The sequence below is a fragment of the Pseudomonas sp. REST10 genome (assembly GCF_029542605.1).
Classification (GTDB): Bacteria; Pseudomonadota; Gammaproteobacteria; order Pseudomonadales; family Pseudomonadaceae; genus Aquipseudomonas; species Aquipseudomonas khazarica.
Genome location: NZ_CP035677.1, coordinates 3,699,456 through 3,726,020, shown reverse-complemented (window position 1 = coordinate 3,726,020; position 26,565 = coordinate 3,699,456). Strand labels below are relative to the sequence as shown.

At 66.9% G+C, this 26,565-nt stretch carries 25 protein-coding genes and 1 pseudogene; 16 read left to right on the top strand and 10 right to left on the bottom strand.

The window, feature by feature from the left end; translation table 11 throughout:
• Window positions 1-485, top strand: a pseudogene (gene dctM, locus EWH21_RS17555) (C4-dicarboxylate TRAP transporter large permease protein DctM); the annotation flags it as partial.
• A gap of 313 nt (window positions 486-798) precedes the next feature.
• Window positions 799-2,760, top strand: a complete 1,962-nt coding sequence (gene acs / locus EWH21_RS17550) for an acetate--CoA ligase (RefSeq protein WP_047592968.1) — start codon at window positions 799-801, stop codon at window positions 2,758-2,760.
• Window positions 2,761-2,821: 61 nt separating this feature from the next.
• On the opposite strand, the gene EWH21_RS17545 is transcribed toward acs, so the two are convergent.
• The gene (locus EWH21_RS17545) at window positions 2,822-3,439 is read right to left on the bottom strand and encodes a LysE family translocator (protein WP_152489252.1); all 618 of its coding nucleotides are present in this window, start codon (window positions 3,437-3,439) and stop codon (window positions 2,822-2,824) included.
• A 66-nt stretch (window positions 3,440-3,505) separates the two neighbouring features.
• Between EWH21_RS17545 and EWH21_RS17540 the strand changes: the two genes are divergently transcribed.
• Entirely contained in the window at window positions 3,506-4,420 is a 915-nt protein-coding gene (locus EWH21_RS17540; RefSeq protein ID WP_277698941.1) for a LysR family transcriptional regulator, read from the top strand.
• 46 nt (window positions 4,421-4,466) lie between these two features.
• On the opposite strand, the gene EWH21_RS17535 is transcribed toward EWH21_RS17540, so the two are convergent.
• The gene (locus EWH21_RS17535; RefSeq protein WP_037057390.1) at window positions 4,467-5,144 is read right to left on the bottom strand and encodes a DUF4197 domain-containing protein; all 678 of its coding nucleotides are present in this window, start codon (window positions 5,142-5,144) and stop codon (window positions 4,467-4,469) included.
• A gap of 117 nt (window positions 5,145-5,261) precedes the next feature.
• Between EWH21_RS17535 and EWH21_RS17530 the strand changes: the two genes are divergently transcribed.
• A complete protein-coding gene (locus EWH21_RS17530; RefSeq protein WP_277698940.1) occupies window positions 5,262-5,663 on the top strand; it encodes a hypothetical protein in 402 nt (133 codons plus the stop codon).
• A 6-nt stretch (window positions 5,664-5,669) separates the two neighbouring features.
• Here EWH21_RS17530 and EWH21_RS17525 read toward each other — a convergent pair whose 3' ends face one another.
• From EWH21_RS17525 to EWH21_RS17505, 5 genes are all read right to left on the bottom strand, one after another.
• Entirely contained in the window at window positions 5,670-6,377 is a 708-nt protein-coding gene (locus tag EWH21_RS17525) for an SDR family NAD(P)-dependent oxidoreductase (protein WP_277698939.1), read from the bottom strand.
• Entirely contained in the window at window positions 6,374-6,907 is a 534-nt protein-coding gene (locus tag EWH21_RS17520) for a DUF3833 domain-containing protein (RefSeq protein ID WP_277698938.1), read from the bottom strand. The genes EWH21_RS17525 and EWH21_RS17520 overlap by 4 nt, the downstream gene beginning before the upstream one ends.
• Window positions 6,908-6,915: 8 nt before the next feature.
• Window positions 6,916-7,461 (bottom strand): chalcone isomerase family protein, encoded by a 546-nt coding sequence (locus tag EWH21_RS17515; protein WP_134677438.1) that lies wholly within the window; start codon window positions 7,459-7,461, stop codon window positions 6,916-6,918.
• Window positions 7,462-7,781: 320 nt separating this feature from the next.
• On the bottom strand, window positions 7,782-8,474 hold the full coding sequence (locus tag EWH21_RS17510) for an SDR family oxidoreductase (protein WP_277698937.1): 693 nt from the start codon (window positions 8,472-8,474) through the stop codon (window positions 7,782-7,784).
• Complete coding sequence (locus tag EWH21_RS17505; protein WP_037057380.1) at window positions 8,471-9,334, bottom strand: MBL fold metallo-hydrolase; 864 nt, start codon at window positions 9,332-9,334, stop codon at window positions 8,471-8,473. The genes EWH21_RS17510 and EWH21_RS17505 overlap by 4 nt, the downstream gene beginning before the upstream one ends.
• Before the next feature lie 98 nt (window positions 9,335-9,432).
• On the opposite strand from EWH21_RS17505, the gene EWH21_RS17500 reads away from it, so the two are divergent.
• The 3 genes from EWH21_RS17500 to EWH21_RS17490 all read left to right on the top strand — a co-directional run bounded on the left by EWH21_RS17500 (window position 9,433) and on the right by EWH21_RS17490 (window position 12,660).
• Window positions 9,433-10,332 (top strand): LysR family transcriptional regulator, encoded by a 900-nt coding sequence (locus EWH21_RS17500; RefSeq protein ID WP_175254147.1) that lies wholly within the window; start codon window positions 9,433-9,435, stop codon window positions 10,330-10,332.
• Window positions 10,333-10,400: 68 nt separating this feature from the next.
• Window positions 10,401-11,762: an EAL domain-containing protein gene (locus tag EWH21_RS17495; RefSeq protein WP_277698936.1), complete on the top strand. Its 1,362-nt coding sequence runs from the start codon at window positions 10,401-10,403 to the stop codon at window positions 11,760-11,762.
• A 229-nt stretch (window positions 11,763-11,991) separates the two neighbouring features.
• A complete protein-coding gene (locus EWH21_RS17490; protein WP_277698935.1) occupies window positions 11,992-12,660 on the top strand; it encodes a TIGR04211 family SH3 domain-containing protein in 669 nt (222 codons plus the stop codon).
• A 4-nt stretch (window positions 12,661-12,664) separates the two neighbouring features.
• Here the strand turns inward: EWH21_RS17490 and EWH21_RS17485 are convergent, their stop codons facing one another.
• The 3 genes from EWH21_RS17485 to ubiM form a co-directional block, all read right to left on the bottom strand.
• Complete coding sequence (locus EWH21_RS17485; protein WP_037057372.1) at window positions 12,665-12,898, bottom strand: cytochrome Cbb oxidase CcoQ; 234 nt, start codon at window positions 12,896-12,898, stop codon at window positions 12,665-12,667.
• The gene (gene ccoN / locus EWH21_RS17480) at window positions 12,888-14,321 is read right to left on the bottom strand and encodes a cytochrome-c oxidase, cbb3-type subunit I (RefSeq protein ID WP_134677442.1); all 1,434 of its coding nucleotides are present in this window, start codon (window positions 14,319-14,321) and stop codon (window positions 12,888-12,890) included. Before ccoN ends, EWH21_RS17485 begins: the two co-directional genes overlap by 11 nt.
• Window positions 14,322-14,478: 157 nt before the next feature.
• A complete protein-coding gene (gene ubiM, locus EWH21_RS17475) occupies window positions 14,479-15,651 on the bottom strand; it encodes a 5-demethoxyubiquinol-8 5-hydroxylase UbiM (protein ID WP_277698934.1) in 1,173 nt (390 codons plus the stop codon).
• 353 nt (window positions 15,652-16,004) lie between these two features.
• Between ubiM and EWH21_RS17470 the strand changes: the two genes are divergently transcribed.
• From EWH21_RS17470 to EWH21_RS17430, 9 genes are all read left to right on the top strand, one after another.
• A complete protein-coding gene (locus EWH21_RS17470) occupies window positions 16,005-16,967 on the top strand; it encodes a glucokinase (RefSeq protein WP_152489244.1) in 963 nt (320 codons plus the stop codon).
• Between the two features lie 41 nt (window positions 16,968-17,008).
• Window positions 17,009-17,743 (top strand): response regulator transcription factor, encoded by a 735-nt coding sequence (locus EWH21_RS17465; RefSeq protein ID WP_037053646.1) that lies wholly within the window; start codon window positions 17,009-17,011, stop codon window positions 17,741-17,743.
• A complete protein-coding gene (locus tag EWH21_RS17460; RefSeq protein ID WP_047589021.1) occupies window positions 17,733-19,190 on the top strand; it encodes an ATP-binding protein in 1,458 nt (485 codons plus the stop codon). Before EWH21_RS17465 ends, EWH21_RS17460 begins: the two co-directional genes overlap by 11 nt.
• A gap of 255 nt (window positions 19,191-19,445) precedes the next feature.
• Window positions 19,446-20,690, top strand: a complete 1,245-nt coding sequence (locus tag EWH21_RS17455; RefSeq protein ID WP_277698933.1) for an AGE family epimerase/isomerase — start codon at window positions 19,446-19,448, stop codon at window positions 20,688-20,690.
• Between the two features lie 104 nt (window positions 20,691-20,794).
• Window positions 20,795-22,063 carry an ABC transporter substrate-binding protein gene (locus EWH21_RS17450; protein WP_277698932.1) on the top strand — a complete coding sequence of 423 codons (1,269 nt, stop codon included), beginning with the start codon at window positions 20,795-20,797 and terminating at the stop codon, window positions 22,061-22,063.
• 116 nt (window positions 22,064-22,179) lie between these two features.
• Window positions 22,180-23,088: a sugar ABC transporter permease gene (locus EWH21_RS17445; RefSeq protein WP_277698931.1), complete on the top strand. Its 909-nt coding sequence runs from the start codon at window positions 22,180-22,182 to the stop codon at window positions 23,086-23,088.
• Window positions 23,081-23,971, top strand: a complete 891-nt coding sequence (locus EWH21_RS17440; protein WP_277698930.1) for a carbohydrate ABC transporter permease — start codon at window positions 23,081-23,083, stop codon at window positions 23,969-23,971. The genes EWH21_RS17445 and EWH21_RS17440 overlap by 8 nt, the downstream gene beginning before the upstream one ends.
• Window positions 23,972-23,995: 24 nt before the next feature.
• Window positions 23,996-25,162, top strand: a complete 1,167-nt coding sequence (locus tag EWH21_RS17435; protein ID WP_134677448.1) for an ABC transporter ATP-binding protein — start codon at window positions 23,996-23,998, stop codon at window positions 25,160-25,162.
• Window positions 25,163-25,297: 135 nt separating this feature from the next.
• Window positions 25,298-26,536, top strand: coding sequence for a carbohydrate porin (locus tag EWH21_RS17430; protein ID WP_150605866.1), 1,239 nt, complete (start codon window positions 25,298-25,300; stop codon window positions 26,534-26,536).
• The last annotated feature ends 29 nt before the right edge of the window (window positions 26,537-26,565 follow it).

The following is a 26,565-nucleotide window of genomic DNA, read 5'->3' as shown; positions in this document are numbered from 1 at the left end:
TGCTGCTGGAGTCCGGCAAGCTGACCATCATGCTGATGTTCATCATCGCCAACGCCATGCTCTTCGCCCACGTGCTGACCACCGAGCAGATCCCGCAGCAGATCACCGCCTGGGTGGTGGAGCTGGGTCTGCAGCCGTGGCAGTTCCTGCTGGTGGTGAACATCGTGCTGCTGATCGCCGGTGCCTTCATGGAACCGTCGGCGATCATCCTGATCCTCGCGCCGATCCTGTTCCCGATCGCCGTGCAGCTGGGCATCGACCCGATCCACCTGGGCATCATCATGGTGGTGAACATGGAGATCGGCCTGATCACGCCGCCGGTGGGGCTGAACCTGTTCGTCACCTCGGCGGTGACCGGCATGCCGCTGACCGCAGTGATCCGCGCCGCGCTGCCGTGGCTGATGATGCTGATCAGCTTCCTGCTGGTGATCACCTACATCCCGGCCGTGTCCATGGCCCTGCCGAACTGGCTGGGCATGAACTAGGACCACCGACGATACCGCGTCTACCTCTGCGCCCGGCCCTGTGCCGGGCTTTTTTTTGCGGGCATGCAGTGCGCAAGGGCAGCGCTCGGTGGACCCGCCGGCGCGGGGGCGTACGCCTGACGAAACGCGAGGAACGCTGTCGATGCGCGTCGTGTCGAACGGTGCATGACGCTGCCGCATGGGCTCGACACCTGCCGGGCAGGGCCTCGAGACCATGGTCTTAGAGCGGTAAGACCATGGTCGAATGGCCTCACGAAGGGTCGGGAGATACAAAAGGCAGCATACAAAAACAACTACCCACCGAGGTGATTCCATGAGTGCTGCGTCTCTTTACCCTGTGCGCCCCGAAGTGGCCGCGCGGACACTGACCGACGAGGCCACCTACAAGGCCATGTACCAACAGTCGGTGGTCAACCCCGAGGGTTTCTGGCGCGAGCAGGGCCAGCGCATCGACTGGATCAAGCCCTACACCAAGGTCAAGCAGACCTCCTTCGACGACCACCATGTCGATATCAAGTGGTACGCCGATGGCACCCTGAACGTGTCCTACAACTGCCTCGACCGTCACCTGGAAGAGCGCGGCGACCAGATCGCGATCATCTGGGAAGGCGACGACCCGTCCGAGCACAAGGAAATCACCTACCGCGAGCTGCACGAGCAGGTGTGCAAGCTGGCCAACGCCCTGCGCGGCCAGGACATCCACCGCGGCGACGTGGTGACCATCTACATGCCGATGATCCCGGAAGCCGTGGTGGCCATGCTGGCGTGCGCCCGTATCGGTGCCATCCACTCCGTGGTGTTCGGTGGCTTCTCGCCCGAGGCGCTGGCCGGCCGCATCATCGACTGCAAGTCCAAGGTGGTGATCACCGCCGACGAGGGCGTGCGCGGCGGCAAGAAGGTGCCGCTGAAGGCCAACGTCGATGACGCGCTGACCAACCCGGAAACCAACAGCGTGCAGAAGATCATCGTGGTCAACCGCACCGGTGGCAGCATCAAGTGGAACCAGCACCGCGACATCTGGTACGAAGACCTGATGAAGGTCGCCGGCAGCGTCTGCGCGCCGAAGGAAATGGGCGCCGAGGAAGCGCTGTTCATCCTCTACACCTCCGGTTCCACCGGCAAGCCCAAGGGCGTGCTGCACACCACCGGCGGCTACCTGGTGTACGCCTCGCTGACCCACGAACGCGTGTTCGACTACCGTCCGGGCGAGGTCTTCTGGTGCACCGCCGACATCGGCTGGGTCACCGGCCACAGCTACCTGGTCTACGGACCGCTGGCCAATGGCGCCACCACCGTGATGTTCGAGGGCATCCCGAACTACCCGGACGTGACCCGTGTCGCCAAGATCGTCGACAAGCACAAGGTCAACATCCTCTACACCGCGCCGACCGCCATCCGCGCCATGATGGCCGAGGGCAAGGCTGCCGTGGAAGGCGCCGACGGTTCCAGCCTGCGCCTGCTCGGTTCGGTCGGTGAGCCGATCAACCCGGAAGCCTGGCAGTGGTACTACGAGAACGTCGGCCAGAGCCGTTGCCCGATCGTCGACACCTGGTGGCAGACCGAAACCGGCGCCTGCCTGATGACGCCGCTGCCGGGCGCTCACGCCATGAAGCCAGGTTCCGCCGCGCGTCCGTTCTTCGGCGTGCAGCCGGCGCTGGTGGACAACCTGGGCAACATCATCGACGGGCCGGCCGAAGGCAACCTGGTGATCATCGACTCCTGGCCGGGCCAGGCGCGTACCCTGTTCGGTGACCACGACCGCTTCGTCGACACCTACTTCAAGACCTTCAAGGGCATGTACTTCACCGGCGACGGCGCCCGTCGCGACGAGGATGGCTACTGGTGGATCACCGGGCGTGTCGACGACGTGCTCAACGTCTCCGGCCACCGCATGGGCACCGCCGAGATCGAGAGCGCCATGGTCGCCCACAACAAGGTGGCCGAGGCTGCGGTGGTCGGCGTACCGCACGACATCAAGGGCCAGGGCATCTACGTCTACGTGACCCTGAACGCGGGCGAGGAACCGTCCGAGCAGCTGCGTCAGGAACTGAAGAACTGGGTGCGCAAGGAAATCGGCCCGATCGCCACGCCGGATGTCATCCAGTGGGCGCCAGGTCTGCCGAAGACCCGCTCGGGCAAGATCATGCGCCGTATCCTGCGCAAGATCGCTACCGCCGAATACGCTGCACTCGGCGACATCTCCACGCTGGCCGATCCTGGCGTGGTGCAGCACCTCATCGATACGCATCGCCAGATGCAAGCCGCCTGCGCCTGACCGGCAACGGCAAACGAAAGCCCCGCCCGGCCACAAGCCCGGCGGGGCTTTTTCATGGCGCTCAGCGTGGTTGCGAGGTCGTGGCCAGCCACAGGGCAAAGCCGACCAGCAAGGTGCCGAACAGTTGCTCGATACGCTGCCGCATGGCCAGCAGGCGCAGTCGCACGGCCTGCGCCGACAGGCCCAGGGCGACCAGGGCGAACCAGGCGACATGGGCGATGGCGATGAATGCGCCATAACCCAGCTGGCTGGCCAGCGAGGTCTGCGGGCTGACCACGCCCATGAACAGGCTGACGATGAACAGCGATGTCTTGGGGTTCAGTGCATTGCCGAGGAAGCCCATGCGCAGGGCGGCGAAGGCGTCGACGGCCAGCGCCGGGCTGTTCGTCTGCTGTTCCTCGGGGCGGCTACGCAGCATGCGCAGCCCCAGGTAGAGCAGGTAGCCGGCGCCTGCGAACTTGCACAGGGTGAACAGCCAGGCGGACTGCTGCAGCAGCAGGCCGAGGCCGAGCAGGGTGTAGGCCACGTGCACGAGCACGCCCAGGCCGATGCCGACAGCGGTGAACAGGCCGGCGCGCCGGGACAGCATCAGCGATTGCCGGCAGACCAGCGCGAAGTCCGGGCCGGGGCTGATGCAGGCGAGTAGGGTGATGGTGATTACAACTATCCATTCGCTCATGAGGTATGGTGTCTCTCGGTTAGTTAACGCCTATATTTTCCTCGTTTGCTGCATGGGTCTGTAACGATGATTTCTGATGCATATCGTGAGTTTGAGTCGTCATCTTCTGGCACCCGCCTGCCCTCGCTGACGGCCCTGCGCTGCTTTGCGGCAGCGGCGCGCGAGGAGCACTTCGCCCGTGCGGCCGAGGCGCTGCACGTGACCCCCGGTGCGATCAGCCGCGCCGTGCGCCTGCTCGAGGCCGAGCTGGAGGTGACGCTGTTCGAGCGGCGCCGGCAGCGTGTGTTTCTCACCGACGAGGGGCGGCAGCTGGCCCGGGCCGTGGAGGAGGGGCTGGCGGTGATGGCGCAGGCGGTCGCTGAACTGCGCGCCAGGGCCCGGCGCGGACGCCAACTGGTGATCTCCTGCGAGCCGACCCTGCTGATGCGCTGGCTGATCCCGCGCTGGAGCGAGTTCCAGGCGCGCCATCCACAGCTGCCCATGCATCTGGTGGCGGGCGGCGGTGGTTTTTCCTTCGAGCAGGGGATCGACCTGGCCATTCGCCGCGACGATTTTCCCTGCCCGGCGCACTACCACCGCGAACCGCTGTTCGAGGAGCAGGTGGCGGCGGTGTGCCGCGCGGACAGGGTTGAGCAATGGTTCACCGCCGAGGGCCAGTTGCGCCCGTCGGCGCCGCTGCTGCATACGCGCACCCGGCCCACGGCCTGGAGCGCCTGGGCGCAGGCTGCCGGACAGTCCGTCAAGGCGCAGGGCGGGCAGGTGTTCGAGCACTTCTACTTCAGCCTGCAGGCGGCGGTCGCCGGGCTGGGGGTCGCCATCGGCCCCTGGCACCTGGTGCAGGATGACATTCGCAGTGGCGTTCTGGCGGCGCCGTCGGGGTTCTTCGGCGATGGCTCGCGCTACTGCCTGTACCTGCCGGCGGCTCCGGCAGAGGATTCACTGGCGAGCGAGCTGCTCGCCTGGCTGCGCGCGGTGGGCTGAGGGCCTGCGACGTCCCGTTGCGGGGTGTCGCAGGCGCTGGCTAGGCTCAGAGTGCGCCGAAGACCTTCTTCGCCAGGCTGGTAGCGGCGGCGGCCGGGTTTTCGCGGATGCTGGCTTCCTGCTTGGCGATCATCTCGAACAGGCCATCGAGCGCCTGCTCGGTGACGTAGCCTTCCACCGTGCTGCTCTTGGCGTCGACCACGCCGAAGCTGGCGGCCTGGCCGGCAAAGGCGTTGTACTGCTGGGCCAGGCCGACCTGGTCGGTGGCCTGCTTGACGATGGGCAGGAACTTGGCGCGAATCTGCTCGCGGCTGCTCTTGTTCAGGTACTGTGTGGCCGAGTCCTGCGGGCCGCTGAGGATCGCCTTGGCGTCGGCCACGGTCATTTTCTTCACGGCATCGACCAGCAGCGCCTGGGCTTGCGGTACGGCGGCCTCGGCGGCCTTGTTCATGCTGCTTTCCAGCTGTTCGACCTGGGCACCCATGCCCATCATCTTCATGGTCTTGGCGGCTTTGCCGAGCTTGCCCGGCAGTTCGATACGCACGTCGGGATTGTTGCTGAAGCCACCGGGCGTGCCCAGTTGCTTGACCGCCACCTGGGCGCCCTGGATCAGGGCGTCCTTCAGGCCGCCGCTGGCGTCCTGCTGGCTCAGGTCGGAGAGGGACAGGGCGAAGACGTTGGCCGAGAGCAGCAGGCCAGCGGCGAACGTGGTGAAGCGCAACATGGTGTTCATCCTTGCATCGAGGGGGAATGCTGTGAGCTTAACGAAGTCTGCCACGCTGGCAAGCCGGCCGATGGGCGTGGATGGGCAGCGCGCCTGGCTATGGCTATGATCAGGGGCATGAATTCACCCCTGCCTCTGCGTAACCCCTGTCCGCCGGGTGCCTGTGACTGTCAGCGCGATGAGCTGCTGGCGTTGCCGGGCGCCGATACGCGTGTGCTGCTGCTGACCCGGCAGGAGGAGCAGCGCCTGCTCGAGCGCCTGGAGAGCCTGCAGAGTCTGGAGGACCTGCAGCGCATGCAGCAGCGCATGTACGAACAGCTGGGCATTAGCCTGCAGATCGAGCCCAGTCATGGCGAGGTGCGCAGCATGCGTGGCATCCACATGCACTTCGAGGCGCATCCGGGGCTGTGCCGCAAGACCCGGCAGAGCATCCCCGCCGCGATTCGCCGGGCCATGGAGAAGACGCCGGAAATCGCCTGGCGCCTGCTCGACTCCTTCGATCTGTTCGGTGGCTCGTAGCTCGCCCTACCAGGGCAGCGGCTGGCCGTCGTAGGCATGGAAGCTGCCGCTGTGCTCCGCTCCCAGGCTGTCGATCACCTGCAGCAGCTCCCTGGCGGCCTGCTCGGCCGGGCGAGCCGCCAGCGCGCCACGGAAGGGCTGCGACAGAGGGGAGATCACCGTGCCGGGATGCAGGCTGAGCAGGCGTGCCCTGGGTTTGCTGCGCGCCAGTTCGATGGCCGCGGTCCTGATCAGCATGTTCAGCGCCGCCTTGGACGAACGGTAGGCATACCAGCCGCCCAGGCGGTTGTCGCCGATGCTGCCGACCTTGGCCGAGAGCATGGCCATGGCGCCCTGCGCGTCGAGCAGCGGCAGAAAGTGCCGCAGCACCAGCGCGGGCCCCAAGGCGTTGACCTGGAACACCGTCTGCAACGCCTCGGCCTCGATGGCTGCCAGGCTCTTTTCCGGGGCGATGCCGGCACGATGCAGGAGCCCGGCTGCATGCACGATCAGCTGATAGGGCCCTTCATCGGCCAGCGCAGCGGCGGCCTCGGCGATGCTGGACGGGGCTTCCAGGTCCAGCGCCGGTGAGCTGCCACGGCTCAGCTCGCGCACGCTGGCGCAGTGGGCGTCGGCGCGCAGCAGCTGGCAGAAGGCCTGGCCGAGGGTGCCGCTGGCGCCTATGACCAGCGCCTTGTAGCGCGTCCCCAGGCTGCCGAGCAGTGGTGTATTCATGGTGTGGCCGCAGCGCGGCGGAAGAACAGCGTGACCTGGCCCAGCTCGATGCCGAACTTGCTCATGCTGGAACGGTTGATCAGGGTGTCGTCGTCCATCAGGTACATCCAGTCGTCGAAGTAGACGACGTAGGTGCTGCCATCCACCGGCAGGTTGAGGTGATAACGCCAGCGCAGGGCGTTGCCGGCGACTTCGCCGACGGCCTGGCCGACCACGTCGTCGGCGCTGCCGAGCCAGCGCCCGGCGCCGTCCGGGGTGAGGGTCCAGACCCGGCGCTGGCGCGTGCCGTCGCTGTACAGGAAGCGCTCGTCGAGAATCAGCCTGTCGCCGTCGCGGCGACTGTCGATGTCGACGTGAAAGCGTTTGATCACTTCGCCGGAACGATCCTGGAACATGCCCCAGGCCTGTACCGGACCGCTGAAGAAGGTGGGCAGGTCCAGTGCGGGACGTTGGTCGGCGTAGCGCTCGACGGGAACCTGGCCGCAGCTGACCAGCAGCAGGCAGGCGAGCAGGATGGCAGGCGTTCTCATGGCACTCCTCATCGGTTGAGGCCGAGCAGCGCGGCACGCAGTTTCGGGCTGCGGGTCTGCGGGTCGAGCCAGATGGCGAAGAAGGCGCGGGCGAACTCGTCATCCTCGATGACGTGCTGCAACTGGCCATTGACGTAGAAGCGACAGCCCCGGCCGGGGAGGAACACGCCGGTGATGCGCGTGCCGTCCTCGACGTCGACGAAGGCCTGCTGCATCTGCCGGACCCAGTCTGCCTGCTGCTCGCGATCGAGCGGCTCGCCGTTGAGGCGACGGATTTCGTCGAGGCTGGTGTCCACCAGGGTGTCGCGGCTGATGCGGCGCCGGTAGGTCAGCTCCAGGGCGAAGGGCTGCGAGAAGTCCACCTGCGCCACCGGGCTCCACAGCTTGGCGTTGTATACCGAGAAACCGAACCAGCTGAAGTCGCCGCTGCCGATCAGGGTCGCCTGTGGCACTTGGGCACGCCAGCTGCCCTGGGCGCAGGCCGGCGCGGTGACGCAGGCCAGCAGGAGCAGAGCCAGGAGGGCTGCTGGCAGCGGTCGAAGCGAGGTCGCCATGGGCGCTTCCTCCGGGGCTGGCGGTAGCCGCGTCCAGCCGTGCAGCGAGTGGCCCGGCGGCAACGGGCGATGAATAAAAAAATCCGGCAACCAGGAAAGGGGGGAGAAGAGGGTTGCCGGATTGCGCAGCGTGTCGAGTTCGAGCGTTCACGGGCGCCCGGTACGGCGTCCATGAGATATGTCGCTATCCAATATATGTACAAAATCTAATTTTGTAAAAGAATTGTATAGCTGTGTGCGGGGGCAGTGAGGTTATGGGGGGAGCGTCGAAGACCCTGTGCCTCGTTCGGGCGAGGCACGGGCAGGCGTGTGGCGGGGCGTCACCAGGGCAGTGACTGGCCCTGATGATCGAGGAAGGCGCACTGGCGACGCCCGAGTTGATCGAGGATCACCTGGTGCAGGTCACTGGCGCTCTGCTCCACGCTCAGTGGGGCGGCGTCACCGCCCATGTCGGTGCGCACCCAGCCGGGGTGCAGCGCCAGCAGGCTCCAGGGCAGGCGTGGCAGTTGCGCCTGCCAGCTGCGCAGCAGGCTGTTCAGCGCGGCCTTGCTGGCGCCGTACAGCGGCATGTCGGCGGCACGTGCCAGCGTCAGGCTGGCCATCTGCGAGCTCATGAAGGCGATCACGCCACCGTCGGCCACCTGCTCGGCCAGGCACTGGGCCAGGCGGATCGGGGCCACCGCGTTGGCCAGAAACAGCTGGCCGACATCGTCGAACAGGGCCTGGCGCGGGTCCTGGTGGCCCGGGCCATAGACCCCCGCATTGAACAGCGCGCAGTCGAGGCGCCGGCCATGCAGGGCGGCTTCGATGGTGCTGGCCGCGTCGAGGCGAGCGAGGTCGCAGGCGATCACCTGCAGCGCCTGTGGGTGGCGGGTGCGCAGGGCATCCAGCGGGCTGGCCGGGCGCAGTTCGCGCACCACCGCCAGCACCTCCCAGCCCGCCTCGACGAACGCGCGGACCAGGCCGAGGCCCAGTCCGCGCGAGGCGCCACAGATCAGGATGCGGCCACTCATGGCCACTGCATTTCGCCCTTGAGCACCTTGGCGCTCAGCTCCAGGCTGCTGTCATCCTGCAGCTGGGGATAACGCGCCTGCATGGCGGCGATCAGCGCCTGGCTGTCCTTGGCCTTGGGCAGTTGCTGCTCCAGCGTCAGCAGGTATTCGCGGGTGAAACGCAGGTCGTCGAGGCCCATCGCCGGCTTGCCGAGGTAGTGCCCGGGCACCAGGGTGGTCGGCTGCAGCGCTTCGAGTTCGTCCAGGGATTTCAGCCAGCGCTGGCGGGCTTCGGCGCTCTGCGCATCGGCCACCCAGAGGTGGATGTTGGCGCTGGTCAGCACGCCGCCGACCACGGCCTTGATGGCGGGAATCCACAGGCTGGTGTGCTGCGGGTCGTGACCGACCACTTCGATGCGCTGCCCTTCGAGTTCCAGCGCATTGCCTTGCAGGGGCTCCGGCACCTGGGTGCGGGCCGGGGCGCTGTCCTTCAGGATCGGGCCCCAGTAGGCCAGTTTGGGCGCGCGGGTCTTCTCGATGTAGGCGACGGTGGCCGGGGTGGCCAGTACCTTGGCGTCGGGGTAGGCGCGGGTCAGGGTATCGAGGCCGAAGTAGAAATCGGGATCGCCATGGCTGATGAAGATGGTGGTCAGGCGCTTGCCGCTGGCGCGGATGCGTTCGACCAGGGCCTGGGCCTCGGTGTTGGAGAACTGCGCGTCCACCAGGATGGCGTCCTTCTCACCGCTGATCAGGGTCGAGCTGACCGGGAACACGGCATTCTCGCGCGGGTTGTAGATGTCCAGGGTCAGTGGCTGGGCGAGGGCGCCAGCCGCCACGGCGAGCAGGCCGAGGCCGGCGAAGAAACGGGAGGTGAGGGACATGGTGGTCTCCAGGCAGGTGAGGGGCGCATCTTATGCGCTACCTGGCGAGCGAAAAGCCCCGTAAGCTGGTCATGTTTGTTGCATGAATCGAGCGAATTATGGATCGACTGACAGCGGCACGGGTTTTCGTCGAGGTACTGGAGCGCGGTAGCCAGACGGCTGCGGCCGAGGCGCTGGACATGTCGCGGGCCATGGTCTCGCGCTACCTGGCCGAGCTGGAAGGCTGGGCCGGGGTGCGCCTGTTGCACCGCAGCACGCGCAAGCTGAGCCTGACGGCGGCCGGCGAGCAGATGTTGCCGCAGTGCCGCGAGATGCTGGCGCTGGCCGAGCGCATGCAGGCCCTGGGGCAGGGCGTGGACGCCGTGCCGCGCGGCACGCTGCGCATCACCAGCAGCCAGTCCTTCGCCCAGGCCTGGCTGGTGCATGCGTTGCACGACTTCACCAGCCGCTACCCGCAGGTCAACATCGACCTGCTGATCGGCAGCGAGGCCGTCAACCTGGTCGAGGCGCGCATCGACCTGGCGCTGCGCATCACCAACCAGCTCGACCCCAACCTGATCGCCCGGCACCTGGCGGTATGTCGTTCGGTAGTGTGTGCCGCCCCGGCGTACCTGGCGCGGCAGGGCACGCCGCAGCATCCGCAGGACCTGACCCGGCACAACTGCCTGGCCTATGCCTACTTCGGCCGCAGCCTGTGGGAGTTCGCGCACCAGGGCGAGGCGACTGCGGTGTCGGTCTCCGGCAGCCTCAGCGCCAACGAGTCGATGGTGCTGCTGGAAGCGACGCTGGCCGGCGCTGGCGTCAGCCTGCAGCCGCTGTATTCGGTGGAGGCGCTGCTGCGCGAGGGCCGGCTGGTGCAGCTGCTGCCCGACTATCGCTCGCCGGAACTGGGCATCCATGCGCTCTACGGCAGTCGCCGGCAGATGCTGCCGGCCATGCGTCTGCTGCTGGATTTTCTCGCCGAGCGCCTGGCCAGCAAGGAGCACTGGCGCTACTGAAGCGGAGCCGAAACTTGCATTCGGCCCAGCAGCTTCAAGAATGAGAGTGATCGCTCAAGGACTTTCCCATGCCATCACTCTCGATCTTCGGCAAACGTGTCCGCCAGCTCTGGCATGGCGCGGACCTGGCGCTGGTCGGTCAGCGCCGCGAGCGGCGCATGCGCATGCTGGCCAGCCTGGTCATGGTCGGGATGGGTGTGCTCTGGGGGCTGTTCTTTCTCTCGCACGGCTACACGGCCATCGCCCTGATGGACCTGGCGATCATTCTCAGTGGCGTGGCGGTCTTCCTCCTGACCCTGCGCAACCGGGCGCTCAGCGCCAACCTCGTGCTGTTCGGCGCACTGCTGGTGGTCGTGGTCGCCTCGACCCTGCTGCTCGACCCGCCCACGCTCGCCGCGCCGCGTGCCACTCACCTGTACCTGCTGCCGATGGCCGTGGCGGCGCTGATGGCGTTTCGCGACGAGCCCATGGGCTTGCGCTACGGCATCTCCCTGTTCTGCCTGCTGCTGTTCGTCGCGCTGGCCGCCTCCACCTGGCGGCCGACCGACCTGCATGCGCTGCCGGACGGGGTGCGCGTGGTCGGCTCCTGGGTGCAGGCGCTGGTGGCCATGCTGATGTTCTTCTTCCTGCTGCACATCCTGCAGACCGACACCGCCGAGCGCTCCGAGCTGGACCGGGACTTGCGCGCGGCCGTGCGCGAGCGCCAGTTCGTCCTGCACTACCAGCCGCAACTGAACGGCGCCAACCGGGTGATCGGCGCCGAGGTGCTGATTCGCTGGCTGCATCCGCAGCGCGGCCTGCTGGCGCCGGGGGAGTTCATCGACCACGCCGAGCACACCGGGCTGATCATCCCCATCGGCCACTGGGTGCTGGAACAGACCGCCGAGCAGCTGCACCAGTGGCAGGACGAGCCGCTGTACCGCGACATCGACCTGGCGGTGAACATCAGCCAGAAGCAGTTCTCGCAGAACAGCTTCGTCGCCGAGATCGCCGGGCTGATCGAGCGGCATCGGATCGACGCGCAGCGCCTGGAGCTGGAGCTGACCGAGACGCTGATCGTGCACGACATGGAGGACCTCACGCGCAAGATGACGGCGCTGGTGGAGCGTGGCGTGCGCTTCTCTCTGGATGACTTCGGCACCGGCTTCTCCTCCCTCAGCCACCTCAAGCGCTTGCCGCTGAGCAAGCTGAAGATCGACCGCTCGTTCATCTGCGACGTGCTCAGCGATGCCAACAGCGAAGCCATCGTGCGCAGCGTCATCGCCCTCGGCCAGAGCATGGGCATGACGGTGATCGCCGAAGGCGTGGAAACCGAGGCGCAGCGCCACTTTCTGGCGAGCAACGGCTGCAACCAGTTCCAGGGATATCTGCTCGGGCGGCCGATGCCGCTGGCGGATTTTCGCGCCTTCGTCCAGCGCCACAACGGCTGAAGCGCTGCTGCGTCCATCGTTCATCGTCAGCGGCGAGTGAACTCGAAGCCGTCCGCCAATGTCTGTCTGCTGTCGGCCCGAACGGGGAGGGGTAGATGGCTAATTGCCGCTAGTGTGGCGTCTTCGTCGCAGATTCTGCTCGTATCGTGTTGCAGCGCGTTTGCCGTGCTCGCCGTCATCGCCCATCCCGCTCGCCGGGTCCGTCTGACTGCCACGTGAAGATCCTCCCATGCTTTTATCCCGTCATTTCTCCTGTCGCATCGCTCCGCTCCACCCCCGTGCCCTGGGCGCCTGCCTGCTGCTCGGGGGGCTGCTCGGCAGTACCCTGCTGCACGCCGAAGAGACCGCCGGCAATCAGCGCTGGGTCAGCGACAGCCTCAACACCTATGTGCGCAGTGGCCCCACCGACGGCTACCGCATCGTCGGCACGCTGACGTCCGGGGAGAAGGTGGAGCTGCTGCGTACCCAGGGCGACTACAGCCAGGTGCGCGGCGCCAGCGGCAATGCGGTGTGGATTCCCAGTCGTGACCTGCAGTCGGTGCCCGGCCAGGCCGAGCGCCTGCCGCAGCTGGAGCAGAAGGTCGCCGACCTGAGCGCCGAGCTCAAGGGCATCGACGATGCCTGGAAGGCGCGCGTGCAGGGCATGCAGGAGACCCTCGACTCGCGCAAGAAGCTCATCGAGGAACTGCAGGCCGCACGCAGCGCGCTGGATGCCGAACTGACCACCACACGCTCGCAACTGCGCGATGCCCAGGCGCAACTGGGCAACGAACAGCAGCAGGCGTTGATGCGCTACATGGCCTACGGCGGCAGCATCGCCGGTGCCGGGCTGCTGCTCGGCCTGATCCTGCCGACCATGCTGCGCGTGCGCCGCAAGCGCAACGATCAGTGGGTCTGAGGCGCTACAGCAGGCGCTCCCCGAGGTGCTCGCAACGTCCGTCGCAGGCCCCCGGGCAGGCGCAGCCGCTGGTGCTGCGCCCGGTGTCGCGTTCCACCCGGCGCGCCACTTCGGGGTCGTCGACGAAGGGCAGCATGGTCGCTTCGTCGAGCTCGCGCTGCGTCGCCCGGCCGAGGCTGATCTGCACGCCGAGGTAGAACAGCAGCAGCGCGAGTATCCCCCAGGCCTCAGCGGGCATGAGCGACCTCCGGCGCAGGCTGCGTGGCCCGTTCGCCGGCGCGCAGGGTCAGCCAGGTGTTGAAGGCCATCAGCAGCATGCCGCTGAGGAAGCACAGGCCGCCGACCAGGCGCACCACGAAGCCGGGGTGGCTGGCCTCCAGCGCTTCGACGAAGGAGTAGGTGAGGGTGCCGTCCTCGTTGACCGCGCGCCACATCAGGCCCTGGGTGATTCCGTTGACCCACATCGAGGCGATGTACAGCACGGTGCCGATGGTGGCCAGCCAGAAGTGCGCGTTGATCAGGCCGATGCTGTACATGCGCTCGCGGTCGAACACCTTCGGGATCAGGTGGTAGAGCGAGCCGAAGGTGATCATCGCCACCCAGCCGAGGGCCCCGGCGTGGACGTGGCCAATGGTCCAGTCGGTGTAGTGGGACAGGGCGTTGACGGTCTTGATGGCCATCATCGGACCTTCGAAGGTGCTCATGCCGTAGAAGGCCAGGGACACCACCAGGAAGCGCAGGATCGGGTCGGTGCGCAGCAGGTGCCAGGCGCCGGACAGCGTCATCATGCCGTTGACCATGCCGCCCCAGCTCGGCGCCAGGAGGATGATCGACATCACCATGCCCAGGCTCTGCGCCCAGTCCGGCAGGGCGGTGTAGTGCAGGTGGTGCGGGCCGGCCCAGATGTACAGGGTGATCAGCGCCCAGAAGTGGACGATGGACAGGCGGTACGAGTACACCGGCCGGTTCACCTGCTTGGGCACGAAGTAATACATCATGCCGAGGAAGCCGGTGGTGAGGAAGAAGCCCACGGCGTTGTGCCCGTACCACCACTGCACCATGGCGTCGGTGGCGCCGGAATACACCGAATAGGACTTGAACCAGCTCACCGGGATCGACAGGTGGTTGACCACGTGGAGGATGGCGATGACCAGGATGAAGGCACCGAAGAACCAGTTGCCGACATAGATGTGAGGCGTCCTGCGGCGGGTCAGGGTGGTGAAGAACACGATGCCGTAGGCGACCCAGACCACGGCCATCCACAGCGCGCCGGTGAACTCGATCTCGGCGTATTCCTTGGTGGTGGTCAGGCCCATGGGCAGCGTCACCAGCATGATCAGGATGGTCAGCTGCCAGCCCCAGAAGGTGAAGGCGGCGAGGCCGTCGGAGAACAGGCGCGTCTGGCAGGTGCGTTGCAGCGCGTAGTAGCTGGCGGCGAACTGTGCGCTACCGGCGAAGCCGAAGATCACCAGGCTGGTGTGCAGGGGGCGCAGGCGGCCGAAGCTGAGCCAGGGGGTGTCGAAGTTGAGTTCCGGCCACACCAGTTGGGCGGCGATGAGCACGCCGGTGCACATGCCCACGACACCCCAGACGATGGTCATCAGGGTGAACTGGCGGACGACCTTGTAGTTGTAGGCCGGGTGGGAAGCAGCAGATTGCATCGCGGTAACCTTCCATACAGTAATGCGCGCGCAGCCGCGCGAATGGCGAAACTGTAGGGAGGCCGGGGAAAACAAAACAGACTCAGAAAGTGCTGTCTGATGCGTATCAGATGAGCCGGTCGAGGGCGCGCCGGGTGCGCCGCGCCCGCGGGGCGGCTCAGGCGCGGGCCGTGAGATGGCGGGCGATGCCCTTCTTCAGTGGCAGCAGGCCCTGGGCCATGCGCAGGCCGGCCCCACGCAGCAGGCGGGCGGGCAGATGGTCGTTGGTGTACAGCTCCACCAGCAGGTTGGTGGCCTGGTACAGCGGCCAGGTGGCCAGGCGCAACTGGCGCTCGTAACGGCTCAGTGTGGCTGGTGCAGCGATGTCCTGGTGCCTGGCGTGGGCCGCCAGCAGGGGCTCGCTCAGCAGCTGCACGCCGATCAGGCCGAAGTTGAAGCCATGCGCGGTGACCGGGTGCATGCCCACCGCGGCATCGCCGAGCAGCGCGCAGCGCTTGCCGACCATGCGCCGTGCGTAGGCCCCCACCAGCGGGTAGGCGTGGCGGCTGCCGAGCAGCTGCATGGCGCCCAGGCGGCGGTCGAAGCGCTGCTCCATCTCGCGGGCGAAGGTGGAGTCGTCGAGCGCCAGCAGGCGTTCGATCTCGCGTGGCGGCAAGGTCAGCACCGTCGACGATTGCCGCCCGTTGAGTGGCAGCAGGGCGAGGGTCTGGCCGTAGCCGAACCACTCCCAGGCCACCTGCTGGTGCTCCAGCTCGTGCTGCATGCGGCACACCAGCATGCTCTTGCCGAAGTCCTTGAGCTGCGCACCGATGCCGAGCTGGCGCCGGGTGTCCGAGAAGCGGCTGTCGGCGGCGACCAGCAGGCGCGGCTGCAGCACCTGGCCGTCCTGCAGGACCAGCTTGATCTCGTGTTCGCCCGACTGGATGGCGCGCACCTGGGTGTCGCACAGCAGGTGCACGTCGCTGCATGCACGGACGGCCTCATAGGCGGCGCGGCGAATGGCCTGGTTGGCCACCAGGTGGCCGAGCCGCTCGGCGCCGGCCTGTTCGGCGCGGATCTTCAGAGCGAACAGCGAAGGGCCGTTGAATACCTGGGCATCGCGCAGCACGGCGACATCCTCGGCGGGCAGCCGCGACCAAATCCCCAGACGGTCGAGCAGTGCCTGCGAGCCATGGGTGAGGGCGATCTCGCGGCCGTCGAAAGCGGGGTCGGCCAGGGCTTGCTCGGCCTGACGCTCCAGCAGCATGATCGACAGACCGTGCCCGGACAGGGCCCTGGCCAGGCACAGGCCGGCTGGGCCGGCGCCGACGATGACGATATCGGGTGACATGTTGCTTCTCCGTGCGGATTACCGGAAGGGCGGCGGATCGCGCCCGCCGTGCGCCCATGGACAGTGCGAGTCTAGGGGGCGGCCATGCCGCGGATATTGTCCGGGGTCATGCCGAGGCGTGAATGCGGCGGCGCCCCGTCCGTTGCCGCAGGGGCTCGGGACGTGCGTCACGTGTTCTGTGAAATATTGTTGTTATCACTACTTTAATCCGATTGAAGGGCATGATTTTCCGGTTTACTGTGTCGTGCGTTGTCTGAACTACAAAAATAATTCCGGTTTGGAGTCGAAAGCATGCCCCCTCATGCCCCTGAGGTAGCCCTTCTGTGCAGCGCCCTGTTGCGGGAGTTGCGCCCGTGAAGCTGGCGCTGGTCGGTGATATCGGCGGCACCAACGCACGCTTCGCCCTGTGGCGTGACGAGCAACTGCAGGCGGTGCAGGTCCTGGCCACCGCCGATTTTCCCGGGCCCGAACAGGCCATTGCCGCTTACCTGCATGCCCAGGGCCTGCCCCTGGGCGCCGTGGATGCCGTATGCCTGGCCTGTGCCGGGCCGGTCAGCGGTGATCTGTTCCGCTTCACCAACAATCACTGGCGCATCGAGCGAGCCGCCTTCTGCGCGGCGCTGCAGATCGAGCACCTGCTGATGATCAACGATTTCTCCGCCATGGCCCTGGGCATGACCCGCCTGCGTGACGGCGAGCGCCTGCAGGTCTGCCCTGGCGAAGCCCAGGCCGGACGTCCGGCGCTGGTGATCGGCGCTGGCACCGGGCTTGGCGTCGGCACCCTGCTGGGGCTGGAGGACGGTCGCTGGCTGGTGTTGCCGGGGGAGGGCGGCCATGTCGACCTGCCCGTCGGCAGCCCGCGCGAGGCCGAGCTGTGGCAGGTCCTGCACCAGCAGCTGGGCCACGTGCGCGCCGAGGATGTACTCAGCGGCAACGGCCTGCTGGCGCTGTACCGGGCGATCTGCACGCTGGACGGGCAGCCGCAGGTGCATTCGACGCCTGCCGCGATCAGCGCCGCCGGCCTGGCGGGCGAGCCGCTCGCCGGCCAGGTGCTGGAGCAGTTCAGCCGCTGGCTGGGACGGGTTGCCGGCAACAACGTGCTGACCCTTGGCGCGCGTGGCGGCGTGTACATCGTCGGCGGCGTCGTGCCGCGTTTCGCCGAGCGTTTTCTCGCCAGTGGATTTGCCAAGAGTTTCAGCGACAAGGGCTGCATGAGCCATTACCTTGACGGCATTCCGGTGTGGCTGGTGACGGCCGAGTACCCGGGGCTGACCGGTGCCGGCGTGGCCTTGCAGCAGGCGTACGGCGCCGACTAGTGCGGCGCATGGCGGCATGAATACAACAAGGAGGGTGGACCATGAGCCAGCCCGGCAAGTCGATACTGCTGGTCGATGACGACCAGGAAATTCGCGAACTGCTCGAAACCTACCTGAGCCGTGTCGGCTTCGCGGTGCGCGCCGTGCCCGACGGCAGCGCATTCCGCCAGAGCCTGTGCGCGCAGCCGGCCGACCTGGTCATCTTCGACGTGATGCTGCCCGACGAGGACGGCTTCAGCCTGTGTCGCTGGGTGCGTGGCCACCAGCGCTTCGCCCAGGTGCCGATCATCATGCTGACCGCCAGCTCCGACGAGGCCGACCGCGTGATCGGCCTCGAACTGGGGGCGGACGATTACCTCGGCAAGCCGTTCAGCCCGCGCGAGCTGCTGGCGCGGATCAAGGCGCTGTTGCGCCGCGCGCAGTTCACCCAGGAGCGCAGCGGCGAGGTGCTGGCATTCGAGGACTGGCGCCTGGACATGGTCAGTCACCGGCTGTTCCACCGCGACGGCGAGGAGGTGATTCTCTCCGGTGCCGATTTCGCCCTGCTCAAGCTGTTCCTCGATCACCCGCAGCAGATTCTCGACCGCGACACCATCGGCAATGCCACCCGTGGCCGTGAGGTGATGCCGCTGGAGCGCATCGTCGACATGGCCGTCAGCCGCCTGCGTCAGCGCCTGCGCGATACCGACAAGCCGCCACGGCTGATCCGCACCGTGCGCGGCAGCGGCTATCAGCTGGCGGCGATGGTCAGCGTGCAGGCCGGCGATGGGCGCTGAGCCACGGCGCTGGTTGCCGCTGCCACGCTCGCTGCTGGGGCGCATGCTGCTGCTCACGCTGCTGGCGATACTCGCGGCGCAGACCTTGTCCAGCGTCATCTGGCTGTCGCAGTTGCGCGCCACCCAGCTCGAAGGGCTGGTCACCACGGCCCGCAGCCTGGGCCACTCGATGTCCGCCAGCGTGCGCTACTTCCGCTCGTTGCCGGTCGCCTACCGGCCACTGGTTCTCGACCAGCTGCGCAGCATGGGCGGCACGCGCTTCGTGGTCAGCCTCAACGACCGCCCCTTGCAGATGAAGCTGCTGCCGAACACGCCACGCACGCAGGCGGTGACCGAGGCGGTGACCGCGGTGCTGCACAAGTCCCTGGGTAGCAGCGCAGACATCTCGGTGACCTTCGTCAGCCCGGAGGACCTGCGCATCTTCAACGGCGGCCTCAAGCTCGACGAACTGCCGCGCTCCTGGGCGCACTACGCCCTGACCCTGGAGCCGGTCAATCCGCCGGTGCTGGTGACCCAGATCCAGCTGGCTCCGGGCGAGTGGCTGTACATCGCTTCGCTGCTGCCCGAGCCCTACACCAGCCTGGAAGAACCCATCCTGCCCGCGCAGCAGCTGTGGTTCATCCTGCTGACCAGCGTCTTCCTGCTGCTGTTCATCGGCTTGCTGGTGCACCTGCAGAGTCGCCCGCTCAAGCGTCTGGCCCGCACCGCGCGGCACATGTCGCTGGGCGCGGAGGTGGAGCCGGTGGCCGAAGGCGGTGGGCGCGAGGTGGTGGAAGTGGCCCGTGCGTTCAATGCCATGCGCGAGCGCATCAGCCGTTACCTGACCGAACGCAGCCAGCTGTTCAGCGCCATTTCCCATGACCTGCGCACGCCGATCACGCGCCTGCGCCTGCGTGTCGAGCTGCTCGACGACGAGAGCCTGCAGACCAAGTTCGGCCGCGACCTGGACGACCTGGAGCTGCTGGTCAAAGGCGCGCTGCAATGCGTGAAGGACACCGACATTCACGAGAACATCGAGCCGGTGGATCTCAACCACCTGCTGCACTGCCTGGTGGAGCCCTACCTGGCGCCGGCGGGCAACGGCAGCGTGACCCTCGATGGCCAGGCCAGCAGCGCCTATCCGGGCAAGCCTCTGGCGCTGCGGCGCTGCATCGGCAACCTGATCGACAATGCCCGCAAGTACGGCAGCAATGCCCACCTGCACATCGAGGACGACGGCGTGGCCTTCGTCCTGCATGTCGATGACGAAGGGCCGGGGGTGCCCGAGCAGCGTCTGGAGCAGGTGTTCGAACCGCACTTCCGTCTGGCCGGCCAGCAGCAGGGCTATGGCCTGGGCCTGGGTATCGCCCGCAACATCGCCCATAGCCATGGCGGCGAAGTGAGCCTGCGCAACCTGCGGGAGGGCGGCCTGCGCGTCACCCTGCGCCTGCCGCGCACGCCGGACTGAATGTCACCGCTTGGTGACAAAGGCAGGCCCGTTCGTTACCTGGCGCTGATGGGGCGCTCGTTAGAATCCGCTGCGGGGATGAGTGGCTGCTGGGCGTTTCGCAGCGCGCCTTTCGGAGGGATGGGTGAAGCGGCATCCGGCTCTTCATCCAGCCGGGGCCGCGCGGGCCGAATGCGCCGTCGTCTGTCCTGTCTCGTCGCCGTTGCCGCGCCGCTGTGCGGCGCTCGGCCCCCCCATCTGCAGGGAACCAGAACAATGAGCGGAGCCGCATTGAATCCAGACAGCTGGCTGAGTCAGCCCGCCCACCTCACCTGGCTGGCCGACGAAGGCCTGCGCCTGTTGCCGTTCGCGCGGCGGGCGCAGGTCGAGCAGGGCTTCGCCGCGCTCGATGCCGAGGGGCGCATCGCCGAGGGGGCGGTGGCCGAACTGATCCACACCACGCGCATGACCCACTGTTTCGCCCTGGCTCACATCCAGGGCCTGCCCGGTTACGCCGCGCTGGTCGACCATGGCCTCGCCGCGTTGCGCGGCGCGCTGTGGGACGAAACGCATGGCGGCTGGTTCAGCGATGCGACGCGCAGCGGCGGCAAGTCCGCGTACCTGCATGCCTTCGTCGCGCTGGCGGCCAGCTCCGCCAGGGTCGCGGGGCGTCCCGCCGCGCAGGCGCTGCTCGATGACGCCATCGGGATCATCGAACGGCACTTCTGGAGCGAAGAGGAGGGCGCACTGCGCGAAAGCTTCAGTGCTGACTGGCGTGACGAGGAGGCCTACCGCGGGGCGAACAGCAACATGCACGCCACCGAGGCCTTTCTCGCCCTGGCCGATGTCAGCGGCGATACGCGCTGGTTGCAGCGTGCGCTGCGCATCGCCGAACGCCTGATCCATCGGCACGCTGCCGCGCGCGGGCACGTGGTGCTCGAGCATTTCGATGCGCAGTGGCAGGCGCTGCCGGAGTACAACGCCGAGCGCCGCGCCGACCCGTTTCGCCCCTACGGCAGTACGCCTGGCCACGCCTTCGAGTGGGCGCGCCTGCTGCTGCATCTGCAGGCCGCGCTGACACAGGCCGGGTGCGCTGCACCGGACTGGCTGCTGGCCGACGCCCGGGGCCTGTTCGCCCGCGCCTGCGCGCAGGCCTGGCAGGCCGACGGCGCGCCGGGGCTGGTCTATAGCCTCGACTGGAGGCAGCAGCCGGTGGTTCGCGCACGCCTGCACTGGGTGCACGCCGAGGCCGTCGCGGCAGCGGCGGCGCTGTTGCAGCGCACCGGCGAGGCGCTCTACGAACAGTGGTATCGGAAGTTCTGGGCCTTCATCGACGTGCATTTCATCGACCTGCGCGGTGGCAGCTGGCATCACGAACTCGACAGCGACAACCGGCCGGCTGCCAGCATCTGGCCGGGCAAACCCGATCTCTACCACGCCTACCAGGCGCTGCTGCTGCCGCGTCTGGCGCTGGCTCCGAGCCTGGCCACGGCGCTCGCCGCCGATGTAACGAGGCAGTGACATTCATGCATCCTTTCGTTACCCGAGCCGCCGGCGACCCTGAGTACACTCCCTGACAACGCAAGCACCACGACTTGCCCGATAACAACAAGAAAGGTATTCCGATGAACGCTATTACTCGCATCGCCACTGCCGTCTCTCTCGCGTCCCTGTTCCCTTTCGCCGCCCTGGCCGCCGACTCCAAAGGTACGGTGGAAGTGGTGCACTGGTGGACGTCCGGTGGCGAGGCCGCCGCGGTGAAGGTCCTGCGTGACCTGGTCGAGAAGGATGGTTTCACCTGGAAGGACGGCGCAGTGGCCGGGGGCGCCGGCTCCGCCGCCATGACCGTGCTGAAGACCCGCGTGGTCTCCGGCAACCCGCCGGGTGCGGCGCAGATCAAGGGGCCCGACCTGCAGGAGTGGGGCGCGCTGGACCTGCTCGCGCCGCTGGACGAGGTGGCCAAGGCCAACGACTGGGATGGCCTGCTGTCGAAGACCGTTGCCAACACCATGCAGTACGACGGCCACTACGTCGCGGTGCCGGTGAACATCCACCGGGTCAACTGGCTGTGGATCAACCCGCAGGTGTTCGCCAAGGCCGGCATCGACAAGGCGCCGACCACCCTCGACGAACTCTACGCCGCCGGTGACAAGCTCAAGGCCGCCGGTTTCGTCGCCCTGGCCCACGGTGGCCAGCCCTGGCAGGACAGCACCGTGTTCGAAGGCCTGGTGCTGAGCATCATGGGCGCCGACGGTTTCCACAAGGCGTTCGTCGAGAACGACGAGGCGACCCTGACCAGCCCGCAGATGACCGAGGTGTTCACCGCGCTGAAGAAACTCGCCACCTACATGGACGAGAACCGCGCCGGACGTGACTGGAACCTGGCCACCGCCGAGGTGATCGACGGCAAGGCCGGCATGCAGATCATGGGCGACTGGGCCAAGAGCGAGTGGACCGCCGCCGGCAAGGTGGCGGGCAAGGACTACCAGTGCGTGCCGATGCCCGGCACGGCCGGCAGCTACACCTACAACATCGACTCCATGGCCATGTTCCGGCTCAAGGACGCAGGCGACATCGCCGCCCAGCACGCCCTGGCGCGCATCGCCCTGGAGCCCGAGTTCCAGTACGTGTTCAACCAGAACAAGGGCTCGATCCCGGTGCGTGCCGACCTGGACATGAGCCAGTTCGACAGCTGCGCCCAGGCCTCGATGAAGGATTTCCTCGACGCGGACAAGCACGGCAAGCTGGAGCCGAGCATGGCCCACAGCATGGCCACCAACCTCGCCGTGCAGGGCGCCATCTTCGATGTGGTGACCAACTTCATGAGCGAGAAGGACGCCGACCCGAGCAAGGCCGGCGCGCAGATCTACGCGGCGATCAAGGCCGCCCAGTAGCACCAGCGGGCCGGCACGCCCGGCCCCTCTCCTGAACCCTGCCTCGCACGACCGGGCCCTGGCCTGGTCGGGGCAGCGTTCGGCCCGAATTTCACTGCGCTGACTGGTACTGCCCGATGAGTCTCACCCCGGTAATGACCAAGGCCTCGCCTCTCGACATGCTGCAACGCTGGCTGCCCAAGCTGGTGCTGGCGCCCAGCATGCTGGTGGTGCTGGTCGGTTTCTACGGCTACATCCTCTGGACCCTGGTGTTGTCGTTCAGCAACTCCAGCTTCATGCCCAGCTACAAATGGGTCGGGCTGCAGCAGTACATGCGCCTGATGGACAACGACCGCTGGTGGGTGGCGAGCCAGAACCTGCTGGTGTTCGGTAGCCTGTTCATCGGCATCAGCCTGCTGATCGGCGTGTTCCTCGCGGTGCTGCTGGACCAGCGCATCCGCCGCGAAGGCTTCATCCGCACCATTTACCTGTATCCCATGGCGCTGTCGATGATCGTCACCGGCACCGCCTGGAAGTGGCTGCTCAACCCCGGCCTGGGCCTGGACAAGATGCTGCGTGACTGGGGCTGGGAAGGCTTTCGCCTGGACTGGCTGGTGGACCAGGACCGGGTCATCTACTGCCTGGTGATCGCCGCCGTATGGCAGGCCTCGGGCTTCGTCATGGCGCTGTTCCTGGCCGGCCTGCGCAGCGTCGATCAGTCGATCATCCGCGCTGCCCAGGTGGACGGCGCGGGATTGCCGACCATCTACCTGCGCATCGTCCTGCCGAGCCTGCGCCCGGTGTTCTTCAGCGCGGTGATGATCCTCGCGCACATCGCCATCAAGAGTTTCGATCTGGTGGCGGCGATGACCGCGGGTGGGCCGGGCTACTCCTCCGATCTGCCGGCGATGTTCATGTACTCCTTCACCTTCAGCCGCGGCCAGATGGGCATCGGTTCGGCCAGCGCGATGCTGATGCTGGCCGCGATCCTCTCGCTGCTGGTGCCCTATCTCTATTCCGAACTGCGGGGCAAACGCCATGACTGATGCGAGCGTCGCGCCGCGACCCACCGCCAATGACCACCTGGGGGCGAAGCGCCGGACACGGGCGCTCAGCCCCAGCCGTCTGGCCATCCACGCCACCCTGCTGTTCGCCGCCGCGCTTTACCTGGTGCCGCTGGTGGTGATGCTGCTGACCAGCCTCAAGACGCCCGAGGACATCCGCAGCGGCAACCTGCTGTCCTGGCCCGAGACCCTGACGTTCATCGGCTGGGTCAAGGCCTGGGGCGTGGTCGACGGTTACTTCTGGAATTCGGTGAAGATCGCCGTGCCGGGCGTGCTGATCTCCACCGCGATCGGTGCGCTGAACGGCTACGTGCTGTCGATGTGGCGCTTCCGTGGCTCGCAGCTGTTCTTCGGCCTGCTGCTGTTCGGTTGCTTCCTGCCGTTCCAGACCGTGCTGCTGCCGGCCTCGTTCACTCTCGGCAAGCTGGGCCTGGCCAATACCACCGCGGGCCTGGTGCTGGTCCACGTGGTCTACGGCATCGCCTTCACCACGCTGTTCTTCCGCAACTACTACGTCACCGTGCCCGAGGCCCTGGTGCGTGCGGCGCGGCTCGATGGCGCCGGCTTCTTCACCATCTTCGGGCGCATCCTGCTGCCCATGTCGGTGCCGATCATCATGGTCTGCATGATCTGGCAGTTCACCCAGATCTGGAACGACTTCCTCTTCGGCGTGGTGTTCGCCAGCGGTGACGCGCAGCCGATCACCGTGGCCCTCAACAACCTGGTCAACACCAGTACGGGCGCCAAGGAATACAACGTCGACATGGCCGCGGCGATGATCGCCGGGCTGCCGACGCTGCTGGTTTACATCGTGGCCGGAAAGTATTTCCTGCGCGGCCTGACGGCCGGCGCGGTGAAGGGCTGACGCCTCGGCGATTGGAGAAATGAAATGGCTACCCTCGAACTGCGCAACGTCAACAAGTCCTACGGCAGCGGTCTGCCGGACACCCTGAGGAACATCGAGCTGTCGATCGACTCCGGTGAGTTCCTGATCCTGGTCGGCCCATCCGGCTGCGGCAAATCCACCCTGATGAACTGCATCGCCGGGCTGGAGGACATCAGCGGCGGCGCGATCGAGGTCGATGGCGCCGATATCAGCGGCATGAGCCCGAAGGATCGCGACATCGCCATGGTGTTCCAGTCCTACGCGCTGTACCCGACCATGAGCGTGCGCGACAACATCGCCTTCGGCCTGAAGATGCGCAAGCTGGCGCCGGCCGCCATCGACGAGGAAGTGGCCCGGGTGGCCCGGCTGCTGCAGATCGAACATCTGCTGCAACGCAAGCCCGGCCAGCTTTCCGGCGGCCAGCAGCAGCGCGTGGCCATGGGCCGGGCGCTGGCGCGGCGGCCGAAGATCTACCTGTTCGACGAGCCGCTGTCGAACCTCGACGCCAAGCTGCGCGTGGAGATGCGCACCGAAATCAAGCTGATGCACCAGCGCCTGAAGACCACCACGGTGTACGTCACCCATGACCAGATCGAGGCCATGACCCTGGGTGACAAGGTGGCGGTGATGAAGGACGGCATCATCCAGCAGTTCGGCACGCCGCAGCAGATCTACAACGACCCGGCCAACCTGTTCGTCGCCAGCTTCATCGGCTCGCCGCCGATGAACTTCATCCCCGTGCGCCTGCAACGCCGTGATGGCCAGTGCTGGGCCGCACTCGACTCGGCGCTCGGAGTCGCCGGCCAGGCGCGCTGCGAACTGCCGCTGGGGGATCTGGCACCGGGCCTGGAGAACCGCGACCTGATCCTCGGCATTCGCCCCGAGCAGATCCAGCTGGCTGCTGACGGCGCCGCCGAGGCACCGAGCATCTGCGCCGAGGTGGAGGTGACCGAGCCCACCGGGCCGGACACCCTGGTGTTCGTCAACCTCAACCAGACCAAGGTCTGCTGCCGCCTCGCGCCGGACCAGGTGCCGCAGGTCGGCGCGAGCCTGGCGCTGCGCTTCGAGCCGAGCCGGGTGCTGCTGTTCGACGCGCAGAGCGGCGAGCGCCTGCTGGCAAAGAAGCGCCAGGCCGGTGACGGCAAGGTCGCGCACTTGAAGAGAGGTTGATCGTCCAGCCCGGACGCAATCCGGGGCTGCCCAGCCGCCCGGGAGTGCATCCGGGCCACGCTGCAGCAGGGCAACGAAACCGCCGCTGCGGCGGTAATCCGCAGCATCGCTCAATAACAACAATCAGGAGCAACGATGAAGACCACACAGCAACGCCTCACCTGTTCACTCGGCGTCCCCTGCGTGCTGGCGCTGGCCATGACCACGCCGCAGGTGCAGGCCGTCGAATTCAGCGGTTACGTGCGCAGCGGCATCGGTGGCGCGGATACCGGCGGCACCCAGCAATGTTTCCAGCTGCCGGGGGCGCAATCGAAGTACCGCCTGGGCAACGAGTGCGAGCAGTACGCCGAGCTGGACCTGCGCCAGGACCTGCTGCGACTCGATGATGGTTCGGTGATCAGCGTCGAGGGCATGGCGCAGCTCTACAACCAGTACGGGCACACGCCCAAGTTCACCGGTGACTACGGCTTCGCGCGGATGAACCAGATGTACGCGGAATGGAGCAACATGCCGGCCCTCAATGGCGGTTCGCTGTGGGCCGGGCGACGTTTCTACAAGCGTAACGACATCCACATCTCCGACTTCTACTACTGGAACCAGAGCGCCACCGGCTTCGGTATCGACGAGATGGTCATCGGTGATCTCAAGTACAGCTACGTGTTCTCGCGCAAGGACAACTACGATCAGGAGCCCTACATCAACCGCCACGACTTCAACGTCGGTGGCTTCAAGGTCAATCCGGGTGGCGAGCTGGAAGTCGGCGTCAGCTACATCGACAAGCCGGACAGCACCGACGGCCACAGCGGCTGGGCGGTGACCGCGCAGCACAAGCAGCAGGACGTCCTCGGCGGCGTCAACACCTTCGCCCTGCAGTACGGACGCGGGCCGGGCACCGGCCTGGGATACACCGGCGACCCGACCCTGGACAGCAGCAGTAGCAGCTGGCGGCTGGTGGAGTTCTTCGACTTCCAGGTGACCCCGCGTCTCGGTGGCCAGGTGCAGCTGGTGTATCAGAAGGACAAGCGCCCGGATGGCGCGGACCAGAACTGGCTGTCCGTCGGTGGCCGTACCAGCTATGCCTTCACCGAGCAGTTCAAGCTGGTGGGCGAGCTGGGCCGCGATCAGGTCGAGGCTCCCGGTGGTACGCGCAAACTGACCAAGTTCACCATCGCGCCGACCTGGTCGCCGGCCGGCCCGGGCTTCTGGCAGCGCCCGGAAATTCGCCTGTACTACACCTACGCCAGCTGGAACAAGGCGGCGCAACGAGCCGCCAACCTGCTGGCCGACGGCTCGGCACTGTCCGAGAACGGCGCCTTCGGCAGCGCCCGCAACGGCTCCAACTTCGGGGTGCAGGTGGAGTACTGGTGGAAGTAGGGCCCGCCCCTGGTTGCCTGGGTGGTGGA